The sequence below is a fragment of the Methylobacterium sp. J-070 genome (assembly GCF_022829385.1).
In the GTDB taxonomy this organism is placed as follows: domain Bacteria; phylum Pseudomonadota; class Alphaproteobacteria; order Rhizobiales; family Beijerinckiaceae; genus Methylobacterium.
This window is the reverse complement of sequence record NZ_JAKSXX010000061.1, coordinates 1-22,015: the sequence shown is the minus strand read 5'-3', so window position 1 is coordinate 22,015 and position 22,015 is coordinate 1. Positions and strand designations below refer to the sequence as shown.

The following is a 22,015-nucleotide window of genomic DNA, read 5'->3' as shown; positions in this document are numbered from 1 at the left end:
CCCGGGCGCGTTCGGCATCACGGCCGAGCGCGCGTCCTCATGCCGGCAGAAGGCCCGAGGCGCGATAGCTCTCGATCAGGGCGTCGAACTGCCCGACGTCCGAGCGGCTCCGGGCGTACAGCTGGGCGCCGGAGACCGCGGCGAAGATCGCCCGCGCCCGCGCCTCGCTGTCCCGGGGCTCGACCAGCCCCGCCAGGGCCAGCACCTTGCCGAGCCACGCGATGTTGACGTCGGCGAAGCCCTGGGCCTCCCGCCGCACGCCCTCCGGCAGGTTGGCATGCTCCGCCGACATGAAGCTGCACAGGCAGAGCCTGTTTCCATCCACGAGCGATCGGCGGAAGGTGTCGGGATAGAGCCGCAGGCAGCGGACCGGGTCGGAGGTCTCGGCCAGCATCGCCTCCAACTCGGCCGCCGTGTCCTCCCAGTAGCGCCGCGCCACGGCTGCGCCGAGATCGGCCTTGCTGGCGAAGTGGTGGTAGATGCTGGCGGCCTTGATGCCGACATCGGCGGCGAGATCGCGATAGCTCAAGCCACCGTAGCCGTGCGCCTGCACGGTCTTCCTGGCGGCCTCCAGGATCGTCTCCTTGGCGTTCGCGCTCACCTCAACCTCCCTGCCCGCGCCCTCAACCTACCAGTCGTTAGTTAGGGGTTGACGCCGCCGGAAGCCAGACCTAATTCGAGCCTGCCTAACGACAGGTAGGGAATCGACATGACCCACGACATCGTCTTCTCGGACGCGACCGGACTGGCCGAGCTGATCCGAACCAGACAACTCTCCCCCGTCGAGGTCGTCCGGGCGCACCTCGACCGGATCCAGGCCGTCGATCCCAGGGTGAACGCCATCGTCACCGTCGCGGAGGGGGCGCTCGCCGCCGCGCAGCACGCCGAGGCCGCGGTCATGGCGGGCGGGGAACTCGGCCCCCTGCACGGCGTGCCCTTCACGGTGAAGGATTCCATCGACACGGCGGGCGTTCCGACCCAGCGCGGCTCGCCCATCTTCAAGGGTCGGGTACCGGACGCCGACGCAACCAGCGTCGCCCGCATGAAGCGGGCCGGCGGCATCCTGCTCGCCAAGACCAACCTCCCCGAGTTCTCCTACTGGATCGAGAGCGACAACCTGCTCTCCGGACGGTCGAACAACCCCTGGGACCTCGACCGCACGCCGGGCGGGTCGAGCGGCGGCGAGTCGGCGGCCATCGCGGCGGGCATGTCGCCGCTGGGCCTCGGCACCGACCTCGCCATCTCGGTGCGCGGCCCGGCTGCGCAGACCGGCATCGTCTCGCTCAAGGCGACCCACGGCCGGGTGCCGATGACCGGCATCTGGCCGCGGGCACCGCGCCGTTTCTGGCATGTCGGCCCGATGGCGCGCAGCATCCGCGACCTCGCGCTCGCCTTCTCGCAGCTCGCCGGTCCCGACGGCCTGGACGCCTTCGCGTCGAGCGCGGTCCCGTTCGACGCCGGCATGGGCGCGGCGCCGGACCGCACGCTCCGGGTCGGCTGGATGGTCGGCCCGGGCTTCGGGCCGATCGACACCGAGGTCGCCGCGACCGTCAAGGCGGCGGCCGAGGCGCTCGCGGGCGTCGGAGCCCACGTGGAGCAGGTGCGCATCCCGGCGCTGGAGCGCGACTTCGCCCTGGACGTGTTCAACAAGCTCCACGTCATGGAGATGAAGCCGGCGTTCCGGGAGGCGGTCGCGGGCCGCCGCGACGACGAGCTCTACAGGATGGCCAGGACCATGCTGGCGCTGCCCGACACCTCCATGGCGGACTACGTGGCGGCCGAGCAGGCGGCGGAGCGGCTCCGCGACGGCTATGCCGCCTACTTCCGGGACTTCGACGTTCTGCTGACCCCGGTGCTGCCCGTCCCGGCGCACAGGCACGGCATCGGCGACCTCGTCGTCAACGGGGAGACCGTGGACCTGACCTACCTGCAGGGCGCCACCGTCCCGTTGAACGTGACGGGCCTGCCGGGTCTGTCGATGCGCTTCGGGACGAGCCGCGAGGGGCTGCCGATCAACGTGCAGTTGGTGGGCAGCTGGCAGGCCGAGGCGACGATCCTGCACGCCGCCGCGCTGCTGGAGGGCGTCAGCCCGGTCCGCGGCCTGCACCCGAGCCTGTGACGGGCGGGAACCTGCCGGGGGCGCTGCGGTCCCCGGCGCGCGGCCGCGTCCGAGATGCCGCCGGGCTCGCCCGCGCGGCGGCGAGGGGCGCGAAGCCGAAGGCCGGCTTCGATGCGGCGAAACGGCCGACCCGGTTGGCGCCGCGCCAGGACAACGCATAGTGCGCGCAACCGCAAAGTTGCGCAGGATCCCGCGTGAACCCGGACGAGAACCGCGACGAGGACGAGGGCGACGACTGGCGCTCCGTCGGCACGCGCCGGCCTGACCCGGGCAGCCTCACCCGCGCCCAGAGCCGCGCGCGCGAACGCGGTCGCGGGCGAAGCGCGGAGGATCCCGCCCAGATCCCAGCCTTGGGCTGGAGGGACATCCTCTGGAGGGTCCTGTATTCCTTCCCCCGCGACCGCGTCCTCGCCACGGCCGGGGGCGTCGCCTTCTTCACCCTGCTGGCGACCTTCCCAGCCCTGGCGACCATCGTGTCGGTCTACAGTCTGTTCTCCGACCCGCACGCCATCAGCCAGCACGTGAGCCTCCTCGCGGGCGTGCTGCCGAGCGGCGTCCTCGACCTCCTGTCCGACCAGCTCATACGCGTCGCCCGGCAGAGCACCGGCGCGCTCAGCACGGCCTCGCTGGTGAGCGTCTTGATCGCCCTCTGGAGTGCGAACTCGGGCGTGAGCGCCCTCTTCGACGCGCTCAACGTGATCTACCGGGAGCGCGAGAAGCGTTCGCTGGTGCGCCTCTACGCCACCACCTTCCTGTTCACGCTCAGCGGGATCCTGTTCGCCCTGACGGCCACCGGCTTGGTCGTCATCCTGCCGATCGCGCTCGACCGGCTCGGCCTGGGCGTCCTGACCGACGTCACGCTGCGCCTCCTGCGCTGGCCGGGACTGCTCATCCTCGTGAGCCTCGGCCTGGCCGTGACGTATCGGTACGGGCCCAGCCGGCGGGAGGCCAAATGGCGCTGGGTGAGCTGGGGCGGCGTCGCCGCGGCCATCTCCTGGGTCTGCGCCTCGGTCTCGTTCTCTTGGTACGTGGCCAGCTTCGACAGCTACAACAGGATCTACGGTTCGCTCGGCGCGGGCGTCGGGTTCATGACGTGGATCTGGTTCTCGGTCGTCATCGTGCTGCTCGGGGCCAAGCTGAACGCCGAGATCGAACGTCAGACGGCGCGCGACAGCACGACGGGACGACCGAAGCCGCTCGGAGCGCGCGAGGCCCATGCGGCCGATACCATCGGACCGCCGGAGGGCTGAGCGGCGCTGCGACGGGCGAGGCGGAACGCCGCCGAGGCCCGGGGCGACAACGCCGAACGGCGCAGGTCCGACGCCTCCGCCGGGCGGCGGCCGCCCTGCGCGACGCCACCGCGGTCAGGCGGATCGCCCGACGACGATCGGCGCCTTCGGCAGTTCGGCCAGCGTGTCCTCAGCTCACCCCGAGGTTCGCCGCGATGTTCTGCCGGAGGACCGATGCCAGCCACCGGGACAGAGAGCATTCCTGATGGAAGGGCTGTCGTGCACGCCCACGAACGTGCAAGGCCCGGATCCGATGATCTCGATCAAATGAGCCGCCGTCTGCAATCGACGGCGGCGGAATGATTTATTGAATAACACGGAATTCCCCGGCATTCGTGACGATGATCCGGATAAAAAATTGGGAAACATAGCCTCGATGGCAGGATCACGCGCCTCAGGAAGACCCGCCCTCGATACGCCGAGGGCGTCTCGACTGGTCAAGTCGCGGGGCGCCGTCGGCCCGCCCGCGGATGGCCTCCCGCACATCAACGAGTCGCGTCATCCATATGGATGATGCAACTGCCGGTTTTGGACTGATATTGGTCTTATCCTGACGATCCAGGGGTGGGCTGGTGCTGGAAGCGCTGATCGAACGGATCTACGAGGCCGCCGGCACGCCGAAGCTCTGGCCGGACGTACTCCGATGCGTCGGCGATTACGCGACGTCGGACAGAAGCGTGCTGAAGGTCATCCCGTCGAGCGGACCGTCCCGTTGGATCGCATCCCCGACGCTTGAGGGCCCGCCGACACTCCCGTTCTCGCAGATTCCGGTGGAGGATGGCGGGATCAAAGCGCGCTGGGGCCCGCGCGCGCATACCGGCTTCGTCCGCGACAGCGATGAGATCTTCGTGTCCGGCAACCAAGACACGCATCGCCTCGATAAGCCATGCTGGCGTGTCGGTACGATCATTCAACTTCCCACCGGTGATGTCGCGGTCGTTGCGGCCGAGCGGCGCGCCGACAGGGGTCCGCACGAAGCCGAGATCGTCCCGAAGCTCGATGCGGTGAGACCGCATCTGGTTCGCGCCTGCCAGCTCGGCGCCCAATTCGGCTCCGAGCGGGCCCGCCTGACGACAGCCGCGCTGAATCAGATCGGGCTCTCGGCGGCGGTTCTGACCGCCTCCGGCCAGATCCTGGCCGCCAACGCCCTTCTGCAGGAAAGAGCCGGGGCCCGGCCATTGGCCCAGGACGATTGCGCCGCGCTCAAGACCTTGATCAACAGCAAGCTTCTGCAAGATGCGATCAACACCATCACGAATGGCAACCGCTTCGTACAGTCCATTCCGGTCCGTATGAATCCCTGCGACCGGGCCCTCATCGCCCACGTCTTCCGCTTCGACAAACATCCGGGCGATGTTTTCGATGCGTCCGCGGTTCTCCTCATCCTGGGACAGGTCGGTGCGCCGGCGGCGCCGGACAACGGCCTCCTGAATCTCCTGTTTGACCTCACCCCGGCCGAGGCGAAACTGCTGCGGGCGCTGGCAGGCGGGCTGCGTCTGCAATCCTACGCCGAGAGCGTCGGCGTTCGAACCAGCACCGTCCGGAGCCAACTCGCGTCGATCTTCGATAAGACCGGAACGAGCCGGCAGGCCGAATTGCTGAGTATCATTGCCTCGATATCGATGTTCAGCAGTCACGCGAAGCATTGTTGATAGAAAAAGCAGATCCATCGGGTCGTTCCAAGGCTCTACGCTCTGCGAGGAACCGTTCGAGGGAAGCTTCGATCGGAAAGCTGCTCAGGGCACCGAACTGACAGGTGGTGAGCGCGCCGCACGCGGCGGCCTCCCTGAGAGCGTCCGCAAGCGGTCTGGCTTTGAGGAGGGCGGCGATCAGGCCGGCGGTGAAGGCGTCCCCCGCCCCGACCGTATCGACCGCCGCGACCACGAACGCCGGCTGGTGACAGGGCGGCGCGTTCGGGCGGAAGGCGATCGCCCCGCGGGACCCCAGCGTGACGACGAGCAATTCGAGGCCGTCGCCGAGAAGCGTGTCGATCGCGTCCGTTGGGGACTTGGCGTCGGCGATCACGCTCGGGTCGCCGAGGCCGAGGGCCGCCGCCTCGACCGCGTTGACGACCAGGATCGATGTATTGGCCATGATCGAAGGGTCGATCACGCGCACGGGCGATGGGTTCAGAAGGGTCGCCCGGCCATGTTCCCGGGCCAGCGCGAATGCCGCACGGATGGGTGCGTCCGGAGATTCGAACGTCGCAGCGACGAGATCCGCGCGACGGAGGCGGCGGGCGAAGCCGCCGATGTCGTCGGCCGTGAGGGCCGAATTCGCCCCGAGACAGACGGCGAGACAATTCTCGCCGGCGGGATCGACGAAGGCGACGCCGGCCCCGGTCGAGCCGGGGCGACGGACGAGCATATCGGACGCGAATCCGACCTGGGCGAAGGTCGACACGGCGACCGGGGAGAACACGTCGTCCCCGATGGCGAAGATGCCGTCGACGGTGACGCCGAGCCGGCTCGCGGCAAGCGCAAGGTTGAAGCCTTTCCCCCCGGGCTCGGCCAGAAACGCCGAGCCGCCGAGTGATTCTCCGGCTTGCGGCAACCGTGCTACTTTGACGGAGCAGGCGATCACGAAGCTGCCGACGACGAAGACCTGCATGAGGCACCTGGGTCTCGCTCGAGTCGGGAAAGTGTACCGGAGGTTTATGAGACGTGCGCTCCGGAAAACCGACCCTCCACGGCGAGGCTGGGCTCAACTCCGCAGGCGGTGACCGTCCCTCGGTGTTGTCCGTCCTGCGCCTGCGCGGCGATACCGCGATGCCGCTCTACCGACAGATCGAGGAGCAGCTGCGCGACTTGATCCTGTCGGGCTCGCTCCCCCCCGGCGTCGTTCTGCCGGCGGAGCGGCAACTGGCCGATCGTCTCGGCGTCAGCCGCGTCACGGTTCAGCGGGCCTATGCGGAACTGTGCGACGACGAACTGCTCGTCCCGCGGGGGCGATCGGGTTTCCTGGTTCGCCGTCATCCCGAGCCCGTGCGTCCCGGTATGGACCGCCTGAAGGGGTTCACCGAGGAGATGCGCGAACTCGGGAAGATCCCCTCCTCGCGGGTTCTGGACCGGGTCGTCACCGAGAACCGCTCGATCGCCTCGATATTCGGTCTGCCGTCGACGGCACCGTTCCTCCGGCTGACGCGGGTGCGCTCCGGCGACGGCGTACCGATGTCGCGCGAGATCGCCTGGTATAACATCAGGGCCGTTCCCGCCCTCGAGAATGGCGACCTGTCGGGTTCGGTCTACGGATTCCTGGCGCAGCATGACGGCGGCCGGCTCGTGCGGTGCGAGCAAACGGTCGAGGCGACCATGCCCACGACGGAGGAATGCGAGATTTTCGCCTTCGAGACGCCCCTCCCCTGTCTGCTGATCAAGCGGCACAGCTACAATCAGAATTCGGTCATGATCGAATACGTCGAAGGGTTATTTCGCGGAGACGTTTACCGCTACAGATTGAACTTGAGCGCCTAGTTTCTCCGGCGTTCGCCGCGAAGTTCGACGGATCGGGGGATACGGTCCCGAGACGGCGGCATGCTCCCATGCGCGATCGGATCGCGCGCGCGGTTGCCCGGCCGCCGGCGCGCTCGCCGCGCATCCCGGTCCAGAAGCCTCGGCGGCGCGCCGCGTCGGATCCGGACGGGTTGCGCCGAACCGCGCCGACCCCCGTCGACTTCGAAGCCCCGGCCGCGGGCAGCCTCGCCCTGTCGGAGAAACCCGGGCCCCCCGGCAGCCGGGCGGCGGACCCGCGCGGTGACACCGGGTGTTGAGCCTCGGGAAAGCAGCCAAACGCGAAAGCACGGATGACGGAACACACACGCGATCTCGCCCTGGTCTTCGCGGGCGGAAACGCCGTCGGGTCCTATCACGCCGGCGTCTACGAGACCCTGCACGCCCGGGGCCATCGCCCAGGCTGGGTCGTCGGCGCCTCCATCGGCGCGGTGACCGCGGCCATCATCGCGGGCAACGCGCCCGAGGACCGGGTCGCCAAGCTCGGCCAGTTCTGGGAGGAGGCGACGCTGGGCGCCGGACCGAGCCCCACCGCGCTCCTGAAGCCGCGCCAGGTCTACAACGGCCTGCACGCCCTCCTGGCCCTCGCGTGGGGGCGTCCGAACATCTTCCGTCACCGCCTGCCCGGCCTCTGGTCGGCCCTGCCCTGGATGCCCGACGACGTCGCCCTGTTCGACAACGCGCCGCTGCTCCGAACCCTGACCCGGCTCGTCGACTTCGAGCGGCTGAACCGCGGCGACACGCGCCTGACCGTCGCCTGCGTGGATATCGAGAGCGGCGAGGAAGTCTACTTCGACAGCGCCCGCGAGGCGATCCGGCCCGAGCACATCCTGGCCAGCACCGCCCTTCCGCCCGCCTTCCCGCCGGTGGAGATCGACGGGCGGGTCCTGTGCGACGCGGGCTACACCAACAACCTGCCCCTGGACCCGGTCTTCGCCACCGAGCCCGAGCGGGATCTCCTCTGCATCGCGTCGGACCTGTTCAGCCCGCGGGCGCCGCGCCCAAAATCCCTCGATGCGGTGCTGGAGCGCGCCAACGACCTCATCTTCGCCAGCGCGCCGCGCCGGACGATCGCAGGCCTCGCGCGCACCTACGACCTGCGGCAACGGCTCGATCCGACCGGCCCGACGGTGACGCTGCTGCACCTCGTCCATCAAGCCGGCGCGGACCAGCTGGCCGCCAAGAGCTTCGACTTCTCGCCCGCCTCGATCCGCGACCGCTGGGCGGCGGGCGTGCGGGACGCCGTCGACGGCTTGCGGCGCCTGCCCGCCCCTGCCCCCGACGGCCGCCGATTCACCTACGTGGCGACCCATCGACCAAGCGTGTCGGACCCGGCATCCCCGGGGCGCGCGGAGGACGGCCCGACCCCGCGGCCGGGCTCACGACCCGACCGGTTCGCGGACGCCGGCCCCGGCACGCAGCGGCGGCGCACGGGCGGCCCGTGAGCGGCCTGGCGCTTGCAACGGCGCTGGGCCGGGCCGCGCGCGATCACGCGCGCAGGAACGGGTTCGGCCGACGGGACGCAGATCCCCCTCGGCCTTCATCGTGGAGAGCGTACGCATGCCGGGCACGTCGAAGCTTCATCTGCGGGCGCTGCTCGGCGGATTGCTGATCATGACCGCCGGGTGCCACGCCGCGGCGGGCGCCGGGATCTCGGACGGTGTGGTCCGGATCGGCGTCGTCAACGATCAGACCGGTTTCCTGTCCGATCCGACCGGCAAGGGATCGGTGGTCGCAACCCGGATGGCGGTGGAGGACTTCGAGCGGCACGCGCCGGGCATCAAGGTCGAGGTCATCGCGGCCGACCACCAGAACAAGCCCGATATCGGCGCCACGATCGTGCGAAAGTGGATCGACGTGGACGGCGTGGACCTCATCGCCGATGTCGGCAACTCCGCCGTGGCGCTGGCGATCCAGTCGATCATCAAGGAGAAGAACCGGATCGCCGTCTACTCGGCTGTGGCCACCACCGAGGTGACCGGCAGGCAATGCGTCCCCACCGGGCTGTCGTGGCTCCACGACGCCTACAATCTCGTGGCCGGACCCATCCGCGACCTCGTCCCGAAGGGCCAGAAGAGCTGGTACTTCATCGGGGCGGATTACGCCTTCGGCCGCAACATGGTGTCCGTCTCGCAGACGCTCCTCGCGGCCGCGGGGGGCAAATCCGTGGGCGCGGCGTTCCACCCCACGGCGGAGACGGACTACACCTCGTACCTGCTGCAGGCGCAGGCGTCCGGCGCCGACACGATCGGCTTCGCCAGCACGGGCTCGCAACTCGTCACCGAGATGAAGCAGTGGACCGAGTTCGGCATGACCGGCGGTCCCCAGAAGCCGGTGGCCGGGCTGCTCTTCCTGACCGACACGCACAGCATGGGCTTGAACGTCGCCGCCGGGCTGCGCGCGGTGACGGCGTGGTACTGGGACCTCAACGACGAGACCCGCGCCTTCGCCCGCCGGTTCTACACGCGGCACGGCGCCATGCCGAGCGAGGCCCAGGCCTCGATGTACTCGGCGGTGAGCCACTACCTGAAGGGCGTGGCGGCGACCGGCACGGACGACACCGATACGGTGCTGGCGTGGATGCGCGCGAACCCGGTCGACGACGTCTACGCGCACGGCGCGACGCTGCGGGCCGACAGCCGGCTCGTCCACGACTTCTACCTCGTCGAGGTGAAGAGCCCCGCGGAGTCGAAGGAGCCCTGGGACGTGTACCGGGTGCTGAGCACCATCAAGCCCGCGGACGCCTACCCGCCCCTCGCCGAGAGCGAGTGTCCGCTCGTGAAGGCCACGGCCGTCCGCTGACCGGCGTCGGCACGGCGGGGTCGGGCCGGGTGCCGGGCGGCCCCGGAAGGGTCCGATCTCGACCGGGCCGCCCGCGGCGGCGGGCAGTCCTGCGGGACCTGCCCGTCCGAACCGCGGGGCATCCGGGGCAACGCGCCGAGGCGCCGGCCCGGAGGCCCGGGAGCCCGTCCCGCAGGCTTGGACGAAAGCGCCCCCGGCCGCCTCAGGCTCGATCCGTCACGCCACTTCCCGGGACCGGACACGCGCGGAAACAGACGAGATCGATCTCGACGAGCGCGCTACGGCCCAGCGCCGCCACGCCGATCGTCGTGCGGCTGGGCAGAGGACGGTCGTCGGGAAAGTATTGGGCGTAGACGGCATTGAAGTCCGCGAAATCCCGCTCGAAGTCCTTCAGATAGATGCGCACGAATACCGCGTCGTCGAAACCGTATCCGGCATGCGCCAGGATACGGCCGAGGTTGGCGAAGCACATCTCCGCTTGCGGGACGATGCCCGGGCGGAGCGGCGCGCCGGGATCGTCGGGATCCGTCGGCAGCTGGCCGGTCACGTGCAGCCAACCGGCCGCCTCGACCGCGTGGGACCAGCGCGAGGACGGCGGCGGGGGAGCGGCGTCGGGGACGTGGTGGTGGGTCTTCGTCTGATCCATCGGCGCGTGTCCTGCGGTCTCAAGTCCGGCCTTCGAGGAGGCCCGCCATCACCGCCTCGACGTGCAGGGCGATGTCGGGGGCACCGGTCATCTCGCCGAAGCTGCCCCGCGTCATGGGTCCGAAGGCGTAGAGGCCGGGCCGGGGTTCGCCCGACGGGGCGAGCACGCGGCTGCTGCGATCGACGGCGATCCCGAGACCGACCGCGTCGAGATGCATCGTCCCGTCGGTGAGCATCGCGGCGACGAGCGGATTGCGCGAGACGTCGCGCTCGGGCCCGGTGCAGAGCACGACCGCGTCGAACCGATGGCGCTCCGAGGCGGGGCCGCTCCGCAGCTCCGCCTCCAGGCGGCCGTCCGCGGCCAGCGACAGGCCCGCCACGGCGGCGGTTCGGACCAGGAGGCGGCCGTCCGACCGGGCCCCGGCGAGGGCGGCTTCGATCTGGGGCGCGATCCGGAAGCGGTGGACTTCCCAGAACGGGAGCAGGCGACGAACGATGCGCCGTCTCTCCGCGGGAGGCAGGCCATTCCAGACGTCGTGAAGGACGGCGCGAAGGGAATCGATGACCGGATGCCAGCCCAGATCCGGGTCCGCCGCAGCGATCTGCCGCCGGACGAGCCGGAGCAAACCCAGGGCTGTCGTGGGCTGGTGCTCGCCGATCACGTCGAGGCTGGTCAGGAACCGGCGGTGGGCCTTGGGCAGGAGCCCGCGTCGCGACACCGCGGTGATCGGGCCGAGATGACCGCCGGCGCACAAGCTCGACACCACGTCGGCCATGGTCAGCCCCGTGCCCACGACCAGGACGGACTCCTCCGGCCCGATGGCCGCAAGGGCGTCGGGCGCCCACGGATCGGGCACGAAGCGCCGGCAGGCCGCCACGCCCGGGCCGAGCGGGCACGGCAGGGCCGGCACCGCGTGGCCGAAGCACAGGGCGACCCGGTCGACGGCGAGCCGCTCGCCCGTCCCGGCGAGGACGGTCCAACCCCCGTTCTCCGGCCGGACCGCCGTGGCGATCGTGCGCAGGTGGCGCAGGCGCACGCGATCCCCGGCCGCCGCCATGGTCCGCGCGAGCTGGGCGCCGATATAGGCGCCGTAGGTGCCCCGGGGCACGTAGAAGCGGCCGGTGCCGTCGTCGCTGTCGGGATCGGGCAGCACACCCTGCGCGCGGAACCACGCGGTCGCCGCGCCGGCGCCCTCCCGGGCGATGTCCATGCGGTCGCTCGGCACGTTGATGCGGTGGTTGCGGTCCACGCTCCCGTAGGCGACGCCCCGCCCGAGCTCGGCCCGGGGCTCCAGCACGACGATGTCGAGCGGTTCCGAGGATGCCCGGATCGCGTGGATCGCCAGCACCGCGCCGGTGAACCCCCCGCCGACGATCGCGATGCGCAGCCGGGGCGCCGGAGCGGTCACCGGACGGTCCCCAGGGCTTCGAGCGCGGATTCGAAACAGGCGAGCGGCGCGCGCGCGACGCCGACCCCGATCCATCCGGTCGCACCGTCTTGGTGGCCGATGCCGGTATGGATCCGGGGCGGCCGTCCGGCGGCCGCCACCAGGGCGACGTCGAGGCCGACCCCGACCCCGTCCGCGCCGCAGAGCGCCGGGGCGATGAGGGGGTGCCGGCCGCGGTAGAGTGCGCGCATCGCCCGACCGTCCTCCTGTGCTTCCGACCACGCGCGGCCCATCGTCCGCGCGATCTCGGGCGCGGCGTGCGCGATGGCGCCCCCGAGCCCGTAGGCCTCCACGATGGCGCTGTCGCCGAGATCCGCCTGGGCGTCGGCCAGCGTGAAGGGCGGGAAGAAGCCGCCGACCGGCACGGTCGCGGGGGCTTCGAACCAGCGCTTCCCGGTTCCGGCGACCCGGATGGCGCAGCTCGTCCCGTTCCGGGTCAGCGCCGTGACGAGACTGGACCCGGCGACGCCGTCGGCCTGGTCGAGGCAGAGCTTGGCCGCCGCCATCGCGTAGTTGAGGAAGTGCTGGGGGTTGGCGAACAGCCAGGACCGCACCGCCGGATCGAGGTCCGGCAGGGCGCGCACGAGCGCGGCCATGCCGCCGATGTTGCGCTGATGCACGTCGTCGCCCTGCGCGACGCCGTCGGCGACCATCGGCAGGACGGGCAGGCCGCCTTCCGGGAGCGCCCGGTCGAGCGCCGGCGCGACCACGTCATCGATATGGGCGAGCCCCTCGGCGGCACCCGCGTCGTAGACGCCGAACCGCAGGGCCCGGCGCCCGGACTCGGCGAGGGTGGCGAAGGTCACCCCCGGCCCGGCGCGGTTCTCGACCCGCATCACGCGCTGCGAGGGCCGCACCACCCCGGCCATCGGCGAGACGGTGCCGAGGTCGTGATTGGCGCGCAGCCGGATCCGGCCGTCGCGGATCCACGCCCGCGCCTCCGGAACCGTACCGACCCAGCCTTCGTGGACGGCGGCCCCCGCGAGGGCGTTGAGGACGAGGTGCGGGATCGCCTCGGGCGACGGAAACGGCGCGCCGGCATGCCCGAGTTCGCCTTCGGCGAGGCCCATCGCGTCGCCCGCCGTGGTGATGCCGGCGAGCACCGGCTCGGCCGCGAGAATGCGCGCCAGCGCCTGCGCGTTCGCCGCGGCGCGGGGGTCTGCGTTCGGATCAGCGGGCATAGCGGGCCAGGAAGCGTTGAGCCCGCTCGGTATGCGGACGGGTGAAGAAGGCGTCCGGCGTACCGGTCTCGACGACGCGGCCACCGTCGAGGAAGACGATGCGGTCCGCCACCTCCCGGGCGAAGGCCATCTCGTGGGTGACGACGATCATCGTCTGGCCGCCGCGGGCGAGGTCGCGCATCACGGCGAGCACCTCGCCCACCATCTCGGGATCGAGCGCGGAGGTCGGCTCGGCGAACAGCAGCAGCTTCGGGCGCATCGCGAGCGCCCGGCTGATCGCCACCCGCTGCTTCTGGCCCCCCGACAGGGTGTGGGGGTAGGCGTCGGCGCGCTCGGCCAGGCCGACGCGCTCCAAGAGGCGGCGGCCTTCGGCCAGCGCCTCCGACCGGGGCCGGCCGAGCACGTGCACCGGCGCCTCGACCACGTTGCCGAGCGCCGTGAGGTGCGGCCACAGCGCGAAGTGCTGGAACACCATGCTGACGCGGGTCCGCGCCGCGGCGAGTTCCCGCGCATTCATCGGACGGGGCCGCCCGTCCCGCCCCGGCAGCCGGCCGATCGGCTGGCCGTCCAGCAGGACCGTGCCGGAACTCGGCTCCTCCAGCCAGTTGAGGCAGCGCAGGAAGGTCGACTTGCCCGAGCCGCTCGGGCCCAGGATGCAGACGGTCTCGCCCGGTGCCACGTCGAGATCGATGTCCCGCAGCACCTCGGTGCCGCCATACGCCTTGCAGATCCGCCGTGCCGACACCGCGGGAGCGTCCGGGGACGCGTCCGGCGCGGCCCGTCGCCCGTCGTCCCGGAAACCGGACCCGGGACGATGCTCTAGACTGTCGATTCGCATCGTCCCTCTCCGAAAGCCGGGAACCGCCCCTCGGGACGATCCCCCGGGCCGCGAAGCCTGTCGGGCCTGTCAGCCATACCGGCGCCTCCGCTCCCGGGCGATGAGGCCCACCCCCGCCTCCGCCACGAGGCACAGCACCCAGTAGAGCAGCAGCGCGGTCGCGAAGGGGGCGAACGGCGCGAAGGCCCGGGCGTTGACGAAGTTCGCCACGAAGGACAGCTCCTGCACGGTGATGACCATCAGCAGGGCCGTGTCCTTGATCATCACGACGATCTGGTTGCCGATCACCGGCCCGGCGTCGAGGGCGACGAGGGGCAGCACGATCCGGCCGTAGAGCTGCGCCCGCGAGAACCCGTAGGCGCGCCCCGCCTCGACCGCCTCGCGGGGCAGCGACAGGGCGGCGGCGCGGAGGATCTCTGTGAAGTAGGCGCCGTTGTAGAGGACGAGGGCGACGAGGCCGGCCCACCACGCCCCGAGCCGGAGGCCGATCTCCGGCAGCCCGTAATAGATCACGTAGGCCAGGAGCAGGAACGGCACGCAGCGGAACAGATCCACCACCTCCCGGCCGAGGCGGCGCACCGGCGCGGACGCCTCGACGAGGAGGACGGCCGCCAGGGCCGCGAGCGGCAGGCTCAGGACCAGCGCCAGCCCCACCAGGGCCGCCGTGTTGCCGAGACCCGCCAGGAAGGCGTCCCGGTAGCTCCAGACGGTCGCGATCCCGCTCATGAGACGGCGTAGCCGTAGCGCCGGGCGATCCTGGCCTCGGCGAAGCGCTGGCCGCGCACCAGCACGGCGATCAGGGCGGTGTACAGCACGGTCGCGGCCAGGAACGGCGGCAGCGGCTCGTAGGTCTGCGCGCCGATGCGTCCGGCCGCCCGGGTGATCTCGACGACGCCGATCACCGCCACCGCGGGCGTCCCCTTGAGCACGATCGTCATCTCGCTGACCAGGGGCCCGAGGCTTGCGCGCCAGAGCTGAGGCAGCACGATGCGTCTGAACCGGGTCGCGGGCCGCAGGCCGTAGGCGCTCGCCGCCTCGAGCTGGTCGCGGGGAAACGCGGCCAGCCCGGCGCGGAAGATCTCGCAGTCGAAGGCGGCCGTGTTCAGGGTGAGGGTGACGACGGCGGCCGGGATGGGGGCCAGCTCGAGCCCGGCCTCGGGCAGGACGAAGAAGACGAACAGGGCGAGCGTGACGATCGGCGCGGCCCGGACGAGGCTGACCAGCGCGGCGATGGCTTGGTCGAGCACCGGCAGCCGGGCGGACCGCAGCAGCGCCAGACCGAGGCCGATCGGCAGGCCGAGGGCGATGCCCGCGACCGACAGGCCGAGGGTGATCGAGGCGGCCGCGAGCAGCGTCAGGACGTCGTCGAACGTCACGGGTCCGCGTCCGTCACCGGGTCGGCTGGTCGGGCATCGCCTTGAAGGTCGTGCCGAGCCACTTCTCCTGGAGCGCGTAGAGCGTGCCGTCGGCCCGGATCCTGGCCATGAACCCGTCGAGATAGTCGAGCAGCGCCGTGTTGCCCTTGGCGACCGCCCAGGCCGCGTAGGTCGGCGCGCCGACCGCGGTGCCCATGCGGAAGCGCTTGGGCTGCTCGCGCACGAGGCTCGCGAGGTTGACGGCACCGTTGATCACGTAGTCGAGGCGCCCGTTGGCGAGATCCTGATAGGCCTCCGGGAACGACGGATACTGGACGACGGTCCCGAGCTTGAGCCCTCCCGCCTCCAGGGTCTTGGTCAGGTCGGCGAGGGCGGCGTAGGAGGCGCCGCCGGCCTGCACGCCCACCGTCTTGCCGGCGAGATCGGGCACCGCCTTGATCCGCGCCTCGTCGGTGCGCACCGCATAGTACTGCGTGGCCTCGGCGATCGGCATGGTGAAGTCCAGGTTCTGGACCCGATCCGGGGTGATCACGGCGGCGGTGAGCGCCACGTCGTATTTACCCCCCGCCACGCCGGCGAGGAGCCCGGTCCACGGGATGATCTGCTGCTCGATCTTGAACGGGGCATCCTTGCGCAGGACCGCCAGGAGCGCGTGGTCGAGGCCCATGGGCGTGCCGTTCTCGACGTACTCGAACGGCTTGTAGCTGTCCTCGGTCGCCACGTTCATGGTCCCGCGGGCCTTGATCTCGTCGAGGCTGGCCGCGCGGACGTCCCGAGCCGGCCCGATCCCGAGGGCGAGACAAAGGGCGGCGCCGAGCAGCGCGCGGCGCGCCGGAGCTCGCCGGACGATTGCGGCCTGCCGCGGATGCACGTCGATCTGCGTGGGCATGGTCACCGTGTCCTCCGATGAAGGGTCGGGAGCATCGACCCGGGAAACGAAACCGGTCCGATGCTCCAAGTCGTTGTTCTGGCATCATCTTTTTTGCGAGAGCCGGGGGCTGCCTCCGGGGATGATGCCCAAGCTCGGGCCCTCAGGCGCCCGGAGGCCGCCGGGCGACGAAATCGATCTCGACCCGGGCCTCGTAGGCGAGACCGGTGACGCCGACGCAGGTGCGCGCGGGCAGGCGATCGGCCGGGAAGTGGGCCCGGTAGGCCTCGTTGAAGGCCGCATAATCCTCCGCGAAATGCGTGAGGTAGGCCCGCACCATCAGGACGTCCGGAAGTCCGAGGCCGAGACCCTTCAGCACGGTCACGAGATTGCTCATGACGTTGCGCGTCTGCGCCGCGATGCCCTCGGGCAGCACGCCGGGACTCTCCGGGCTGTCCGGCATCTGCCCGGTGACGAACACGAAGCCGCCGGTCTCGACGGCGTGGCTGAAGGGCGCCACCGGCGGCGGCGCGCCCGCGATCATGTGGAACAGGGTGGCGTCGGGCTGAGGCATCGAAGATCGCGATCCGGCTCGGGCGGCCTGGAGCGCCGCTCGCCACCTGGATCAGCAAGGCCCGGGCCAGGACAATCCATGAGCCACGCGGCGGCCGGATCACCGGCGGCGCGGTTTCGAGGCGCACAATGGCATGACAAATGCCGCCCGCACCCGCCTGTTTGCAGCGCAGACCCAGACAATCGCCGAGACAATCGGTGCGGAGTTCCGGATGGTGGACAGCAGAGGCACGGATGCGATCGCCTGGGAGACGGCGGTGGCCGCCATCGCGGGACCGCGCTACAGGGCGATCGTCCAGGCGGTGGAGACGGCGGTGGAGACCGGATACCTCCGCCCCGGCGACCGTCTGCCGCCTCAGCGCGACCTCGCGCGCCGCCTCGGCGTCAATCTCGGAACGGTCGGGCAAGCCTACGCCACGATGCAGGAGAGCGGCCTCGTGTCCGGCGAGGTCGGGCGGGGCACGTTCATCGCGCGCCCGGAGCGGGCGGACGGCCCGCGCTCCCTCTGGGACCACTCCGCGCCCGAGACGTTCGTGGACCTCTCGCACAACTTCCCCGACCGGGCTCCGCTGCACCCGGCGGTGGCCGACATCGTCCGGGAGGCGGCGGCGGCGATGGATCTCGGTCCCCTTCTCGCGCGGCAGATCGATGCCGGGCTCCCGGCGCACAGGCAAGCCGCGGCCGCCTGGCTCGCCCGCTTCGGGCTCGATCGACCCGCCGTCGACGTGATGATCACCTGCGGCGGCCAGCACGGGCTCGCGCTGGCGATGGCCGCCCTCTCCCAGCCCGGCGACTCCGTGCTCACGGAAGAACTGACCTTCTATGGCCTGCGTTCGGCCGCCGGCATGATGGGCAGAACGCTCCTCGGCGTGCGCATGGACCGCCAGGGGCTCATGCCCGAGTACCTCGACATCGCCTGCAGGCGCACCGGGGCGAAGGTCCTGTTCTGCACGCCGACGCTGCACAACCCGACGACCGCGACGATGCCGGCCGGGCGGCGCCGGGAGATCCTGGAGGTCGCCCGGCGGCACGACCTGATGATCGTCGAGGACGACGTCTGGGGCTTCATGCCGGAGACGCCCGAACTGCCCTTCGCCGCCCTCGACCCCGAGCGGTCCGTCTACGTCACCAGCCTGTCGAAGATCGTCGGCCCGGGCCTGCGGATCGGGATGCTGTGCATGCCGCGCCATGCCGCGCCTGCGCTCGGGGTCGCCCTGCGGGCCACGACGCTGATGGCCTCGCCCCTGACCGCCGAATGGGCCGCCCGCCTCGTCGCGTCGCCGATCATGGACGGCGTCATCGGATCGGTGCGGCGCGAGATCGGCGCGCGTCAGGGAATCGTCGGTGCGTGCCTGCCGGAGCCCAGCCTGATCACGCGTCCGGATTCATTCAACGTCTGGATGAAATTGACGAACGGCTGGTCGGCCGAGACCTTCACGCGCGCGGCCGAGGCGGCCGGTGTCGGCGTCACGCCGTGTTCGATGTTCGAGGTGGGGATACGCAACCGATCCGACGCGGTCCGCATATGTCTGAACGGCGCGCCCGATCGGGCCGCCTTGACCTGGGCGCTCCGTCGCCTTGCAGGGACGCTCGCCCAATCCAGCACAGGATGTGTCAGAGGACGAGCGCTGCGTTAGGTGCATGATTCCGATCGGGATGCACCGTGGTCGATGACCGTGCCGCACGAGGGACGAATCCGCTCTCGCGTGCGGGCTCGCGTATTTACACGCCAGGGCCGCCCAGCGGCAAAGACCTGACGCGCAACGCATTTCCCCTCCTCCTGGTGGGGAGGGGCCAGGGGTGGTGCAGGAACGGGCGTTGCGGTCCCGTCTGCAGTGCTTCCGGTTGGAGCGTTCAACAAAACCATCATCCGACGAAGCGCATTGACGAGGAAACGGCATCGTGATCTCGATGTCCGGCAAGGGGAATTGCTCTGACACCGCGGTGGTCGAGCGGCTCGCATCGCGCCGGCCCGTTACAGCGACGGCTTCCAGAGGCCCCGTTGCCGTCACTCGGCGCTCGGCTTTCCAAGCCCCGCCGAGTTCGAGAGCGGCACCGCACAGCAAAGCCCGCTCCCCTCAACCGAAGCAGGTCCATGGTGCGGCTTGCCCCAGCGACGGCCGACCGGAGAAGGGCGATCGAAAGGGCCCGGATGGGAGGTACCCTAAGGGACGGGCCGGATGTACTCACCCCGCGGCGACGGGAGAATGGGGCGACCATCCTGGAGGAAAGTCGATGGAGACATTCGTCCCAATCACCGTGATGGATTCCATCAACTCCAGGTCCGCACGCGTGCCGCGGCGCCCGCCTCCGGTGCAGGAGGAGGCCAGCGCGGTCTGCCCTCTGGCACGGAAGCTTGATAGTCTCGCCTCGCTGACGAAGCAGGATCGAACGGCGCTTGAGGGCCTGATCGGCTATGTCCGGCCGGTAGAGCGGCACACCATCCTCGTGGAGCAGGACTGCGTGGCCGACCACGCGCTCATCGTCTTCGCCGGCTTTGCTGCCCGTTATAAGCGTCGCGCGTCCGGCCGGCGCCAAATCGTGGCCTACCTGATCCCCGGTGATCTCTGCGACCGGGGCGCCCTCCACGGCTACCCGCTCGACCACGGGATCGAGGCCCTGACCCACTGCCAGGTCGCCAAGGTCCCGCGCGCAGCCTACCTCGACCTGCTCGGCCGGCATCCCGTCATCACGCTCGCCATGCAGCGCGCGAGGCTCGCGGAAGAGGCGACGTCTCGCGAGTGGATGGTCAGTATCGGCATGCGCTCGGGCCTCGAGCGCACGGCGCATCTCCTGTGCGAGTTGCTGGAGCGCCTGGGGTCAATCGGCCAAGCCACGGACGGCCAGTACGACCTGCCGCTGACGCAGTTGGATCTCGCCGATACGCTCGGTCTGTCGAGCGTTCATGTGAACCGCGTGCTGCAGGCCCTGCGGCGGGACGGGATGATCTCGCTGCGGAGACGGCGCCTGCGGATCCTTGCGCCGCGACGGTTGTGTCAGCTCGCGGAGTTCGAGGCGGGATACCTGTAGCAGGCTGCTGAAGACGGCGATGCCGGCGTGGTTCGAGAGCCGATCCCCTCCGTCGGCGCGGGGTTTGAGCGATGCGCGGGCGGGAGGCGGGGTCGGCCCAGCTGTTCGGCTCCGTGCGGTTGGAAGATCGGTGCGTTTGGAAGATCGATGCGCTCCCGGCGCATGCTCAGGGAGCAGGTCGCCATCAACCTGCGGCTCCGCTGGCCTCACCCGGAGCTTGCCGAAGGGCGTCGGCCTGGAGATCGACGCCGCCGTTTGGCACCCGAGGGTGTTCACGCACAACCGCGACCGGCTGATGAAGACGGAGGTCGCCCGCGCGTTCCTGTTGGACGCGCCGCGCGTCTTCCGACGCCACGGCATCGCGGTCGAGGGCGTCATGACCGACCACGGGGCCGCGTTCAGATCCAGGCGGGACGCCACACGCCGAGGCACGAACGGGCCAGTCCCCCACGGACCAGGCGCGTCAATGACTCACCAATGGCCTTCGGCCGACCCGGTCTTCGGATCGACGAAGCCCCACTCGTTCCAGAAGCGCGTCGAGGGCAGGTGCATGCCCCGCAGCTTCATCACCGCGGCCGAATCGCCGCCCGGGAAGCGCATCCGGACCGTCTTGTCGTCCACGGCCTCGCAGGTGACGTCACGGGCGAAGTTCAGGAAGGCGCCGGGCGGGTGCGGGTTGGTCCATTCCTGGACCTTGTCGAAGCCGAGCTTGAACATCCTGGCGTCGAAGGGCTCGCCATCCTGGTAGACGGCCTCGCGCATCGTCAGTTCGAGGGTCTCGCCATCGAGCCAGCGCCAGGACTCGGCGAGGCTCGGTTGACCGATCCCGTCGTGATCGACCCGGTTGGCTTCCTCCATCGTGTTCCAGGTGATGGATAGCCAGTTCACGGGCGATGGATCGACCACCGTCACCGTGTTGTGCGGTCCCCATCGGCTTCCGCCGGGGTCCGCCGTCGCGTGGGCGTCCATGGCTCCTCCTCTCCGGGCATCGACCGCATGGCGTGCGGGCGGCGTCCGCGCCGTTTCGGGGCGGACGAGAGGAAGCTAGCGCGCGACCGTATCGCCCTCAACCAATCCGGCCTAACCAATTGTCGGAACGCCCTCGTCGGCGCGCCTCGCACCGCGGATATCTGTCCCAGGACCGTCCCGGCAGGGAGACCGAGCCACGTCCCGGTTCTGAGGTGCCGGTGCCTCGACGCGCATCGGCCATCGAGGATGGTGCGCACCTGACGACGATCAATCCTGCCGCCGGCGAAGCCGTTCCGATTGGGTTCGGCCTGCGGACAGATCGGCCATGCGGATCCGCCCCACGATCATGGCGGCTGCTTTCGTCGCATAGGGGTAGATCGACTGCTCGGAGAAAAGACCGTCCGAGGACGACACGACCCAGCGGAAGCATCCGGCATACGAAGGGCACGGCACCGCCGTGAGCCTGTAGGTCCGGGTCAAGACGTCGACCTCATCGATCAGGCAGAGCGTTCGATGGAGGAAGGGCTCCGGACGGAGCCCCCCTCGACGCTGGAAGCGATGGCCTCACATGCGCTTCATCATCCGCTTCTTCATCATGTGACGGCGCATCATCCGCTTATGCATCATCCGCTTCTTCATCATCATCCGGTCGCCGTGCATCATGCGGACCTGGGTGATGCCGGATTGGCCGGTCTGAATCCCGCTCGGGCTCATCGGGGCAGCCGAGGCGGAGCCGGCGAAGGCGAGGCCGCCGAGCAGGATCGCCGCCATGAGGGTGGACTTCGTATTCGTCATATAATGTCTCCCGATGAGGACGGGCTTTTTGCCCGAACTACCCATGAAAGCGAATTCATTCCATCAAAGTTCCGAAGTTCGGTATTTTTCTGCTGTTCGAATACTTTGAGACAGGTCCGCTCTTCGCGACACCGAGGTTTCGCGATGCACCCACGGTCGGGCGTCAACGGCCCTTACGGATCCGATCCGGACAAGGTTTCAGGACGCGGGGCACCGGACTGGACCGCAGGGCGGCATCCCTCTCGGTGGGGCGCCGTCCGCGCGGATCACCTGAGCGAAACTTCCCGGGCGGTGGCCTCGTAGAGGGCGGCGAGGCCCAGCTCCGAAGGGCCGATGGGAAGGAAACCACGCATGCTCAAGACACTCACCAGCGGCCCGGCGGCCCGGGTCGTCGCCCTCGCCCTCGCCCTCACGGCTGCCGGGGCGGCGCAGGCCAAGAACCCGATGGTCGGCGGCGCGCCGATGTACGCCAACAAGACCATCGTCGAGAACGCGGTCAATTCGAAGGACCACACCACCCTGGTCGCCGCCGTGAAGGCCGCGGGCCTGGTCGACACCCTGAGCGGCCCGGGT

General features: G+C 70.3%; 20 protein-coding genes and 2 pseudogenes. 10 read left to right on the top strand and 12 right to left on the bottom strand.

Annotated elements, in window-relative coordinates:
- Window positions 1-37 precede the first annotated feature (37 nt).
- On the bottom strand, window positions 38-601 hold the full coding sequence (locus MKL01_RS03905) for a TetR/AcrR family transcriptional regulator (protein WP_243903919.1): 564 nt from the start codon (window positions 599-601) through the stop codon (window positions 38-40).
- Between the two features lie 108 nt (window positions 602-709).
- Between MKL01_RS03905 and MKL01_RS03900 the strand changes: the two genes are divergently transcribed.
- From MKL01_RS03900 to MKL01_RS03890, 3 genes are all read left to right on the top strand, one after another.
- Window positions 710-2,119, top strand: coding sequence for an amidase (locus MKL01_RS03900; RefSeq protein ID WP_243903918.1), 1,410 nt, complete (start codon window positions 710-712; stop codon window positions 2,117-2,119).
- A 194-nt stretch (window positions 2,120-2,313) separates the two neighbouring features.
- Window positions 2,314-3,369 (top strand): YihY/virulence factor BrkB family protein, encoded by a 1,056-nt coding sequence (locus MKL01_RS03895; RefSeq protein WP_243903917.1) that lies wholly within the window; start codon window positions 2,314-2,316, stop codon window positions 3,367-3,369.
- Between the two features lie 611 nt (window positions 3,370-3,980).
- Complete coding sequence (locus tag MKL01_RS03890) at window positions 3,981-5,060, top strand: helix-turn-helix transcriptional regulator (RefSeq protein ID WP_243903916.1); 1,080 nt, start codon at window positions 3,981-3,983, stop codon at window positions 5,058-5,060.
- Here the strand turns inward: MKL01_RS03890 and MKL01_RS03885 are convergent.
- A complete protein-coding gene (locus MKL01_RS03885) occupies window positions 5,035-6,018 on the bottom strand; it encodes a ribokinase (protein ID WP_243903915.1) in 984 nt (327 codons plus the stop codon). The two genes, MKL01_RS03890 and MKL01_RS03885, sit on opposite strands and share 26 nt — an antisense overlap.
- A 158-nt stretch (window positions 6,019-6,176) precedes the next feature.
- Here MKL01_RS03885 and MKL01_RS03880 point away from each other — a divergent pair, with 158 nt between their 5' ends.
- The 3 genes from MKL01_RS03880 to MKL01_RS03870 all read left to right on the top strand — a co-directional run bounded on the left by MKL01_RS03880 (window position 6,177) and on the right by MKL01_RS03870 (window position 9,719).
- The gene (locus MKL01_RS03880; RefSeq protein WP_243903943.1) at window positions 6,177-6,881 is read left to right on the top strand and encodes a GntR family transcriptional regulator; all 705 of its coding nucleotides are present in this window, start codon (window positions 6,177-6,179) and stop codon (window positions 6,879-6,881) included.
- Window positions 6,882-7,210: 329 nt separating this feature from the next.
- Window positions 7,211-8,362, top strand: a complete 1,152-nt coding sequence (locus MKL01_RS03875; protein WP_243903914.1) for a patatin-like phospholipase family protein — start codon at window positions 7,211-7,213, stop codon at window positions 8,360-8,362.
- A 115-nt stretch (window positions 8,363-8,477) separates the two neighbouring features.
- On the top strand, window positions 8,478-9,719 hold the full coding sequence (locus MKL01_RS03870; RefSeq protein ID WP_243903913.1) for an ABC transporter substrate-binding protein: 1,242 nt from the start codon (window positions 8,478-8,480) through the stop codon (window positions 9,717-9,719).
- Window positions 9,720-9,921: 202 nt separating this feature from the next.
- Here the strand turns inward: MKL01_RS03870 and MKL01_RS03865 are convergent, their stop codons facing one another.
- From MKL01_RS03865 to MKL01_RS03830, 8 genes are all read right to left on the bottom strand, one after another.
- Window positions 9,922-10,365 (bottom strand): RidA family protein, encoded by a 444-nt coding sequence (locus MKL01_RS03865; protein WP_243903912.1) that lies wholly within the window; start codon window positions 10,363-10,365, stop codon window positions 9,922-9,924.
- A 19-nt stretch (window positions 10,366-10,384) separates the two neighbouring features.
- On the bottom strand, window positions 10,385-11,773 hold the full coding sequence (locus tag MKL01_RS03860) for an FAD/NAD(P)-binding protein (RefSeq protein ID WP_243903911.1): 1,389 nt from the start codon (window positions 11,771-11,773) through the stop codon (window positions 10,385-10,387).
- Window positions 11,770-12,993 (bottom strand): DUF1116 domain-containing protein, encoded by a 1,224-nt coding sequence (locus tag MKL01_RS03855; protein ID WP_243903910.1) that lies wholly within the window; start codon window positions 12,991-12,993, stop codon window positions 11,770-11,772. The genes MKL01_RS03860 and MKL01_RS03855 overlap by 4 nt, the downstream gene beginning before the upstream one ends.
- Window positions 12,983-13,831, bottom strand: a complete 849-nt coding sequence (locus MKL01_RS03850; RefSeq protein ID WP_243903909.1) for an amino acid ABC transporter ATP-binding protein — start codon at window positions 13,829-13,831, stop codon at window positions 12,983-12,985. The genes MKL01_RS03855 and MKL01_RS03850 overlap by 11 nt, the downstream gene beginning before the upstream one ends.
- Window positions 13,832-13,900: 69 nt before the next feature.
- Window positions 13,901-14,557, bottom strand: coding sequence for an amino acid ABC transporter permease (locus tag MKL01_RS03845; RefSeq protein WP_243903908.1), 657 nt, complete (start codon window positions 14,555-14,557; stop codon window positions 13,901-13,903).
- Window positions 14,554-15,207 carry an amino acid ABC transporter permease gene (locus MKL01_RS03840; RefSeq protein WP_243903907.1) on the bottom strand — a complete coding sequence of 218 codons (654 nt, stop codon included), beginning with the start codon at window positions 15,205-15,207 and terminating at the stop codon, window positions 14,554-14,556. The genes MKL01_RS03845 and MKL01_RS03840 overlap by 4 nt, the downstream gene beginning before the upstream one ends.
- A gap of 13 nt (window positions 15,208-15,220) precedes the next feature.
- Window positions 15,221-16,096, bottom strand: coding sequence for a transporter substrate-binding domain-containing protein (locus tag MKL01_RS03835; RefSeq protein ID WP_243903942.1), 876 nt, complete (start codon window positions 16,094-16,096; stop codon window positions 15,221-15,223).
- 142 nt (window positions 16,097-16,238) lie between these two features.
- The gene (locus MKL01_RS03830) at window positions 16,239-16,649 is read right to left on the bottom strand and encodes a RidA family protein (protein ID WP_243903906.1); all 411 of its coding nucleotides are present in this window, start codon (window positions 16,647-16,649) and stop codon (window positions 16,239-16,241) included.
- Window positions 16,650-16,860: 211 nt separating this feature from the next.
- On the opposite strand from MKL01_RS03830, the gene MKL01_RS03825 reads away from it, so the two are divergent.
- The 3 genes and pseudogenes from MKL01_RS03825 to MKL01_RS03815 all read left to right on the top strand — a co-directional run bounded on the left by MKL01_RS03825 (window position 16,861) and on the right by MKL01_RS03815 (window position 19,678).
- Entirely contained in the window at window positions 16,861-18,285 is a 1,425-nt protein-coding gene (locus MKL01_RS03825; RefSeq protein ID WP_243903905.1) for a PLP-dependent aminotransferase family protein, read from the top strand.
- Window positions 18,286-18,535: 250 nt separating this feature from the next.
- A pseudogene (locus MKL01_RS03820) lies at window positions 18,536-18,723 on the top strand (IS3 family transposase); the annotation flags it as partial.
- A 238-nt stretch (window positions 18,724-18,961) separates the two neighbouring features.
- On the top strand, window positions 18,962-19,678 hold the full coding sequence (locus MKL01_RS03815; protein ID WP_243903904.1) for a Crp/Fnr family transcriptional regulator: 717 nt from the start codon (window positions 18,962-18,964) through the stop codon (window positions 19,676-19,678).
- Between the two features lie 471 nt (window positions 19,679-20,149).
- Here the strand turns inward: MKL01_RS03815 and MKL01_RS03805 are convergent, their stop codons facing one another.
- Window positions 20,150-20,647, bottom strand: coding sequence for an ABC transporter substrate-binding protein (locus MKL01_RS03805; RefSeq protein ID WP_243903903.1), 498 nt, complete (start codon window positions 20,645-20,647; stop codon window positions 20,150-20,152).
- Window positions 20,648-21,211: 564 nt separating this feature from the next.
- Complete coding sequence (locus MKL01_RS03800; RefSeq protein ID WP_243903902.1) at window positions 21,212-21,442, bottom strand: hypothetical protein; 231 nt, start codon at window positions 21,440-21,442, stop codon at window positions 21,212-21,214.
- Between the two features lie 351 nt (window positions 21,443-21,793).
- Between MKL01_RS03800 and MKL01_RS03795 the strand changes: the two are divergent.
- Window positions 21,794-22,015, top strand: a pseudogene (locus tag MKL01_RS03795) (fasciclin domain-containing protein); the annotation flags it as partial.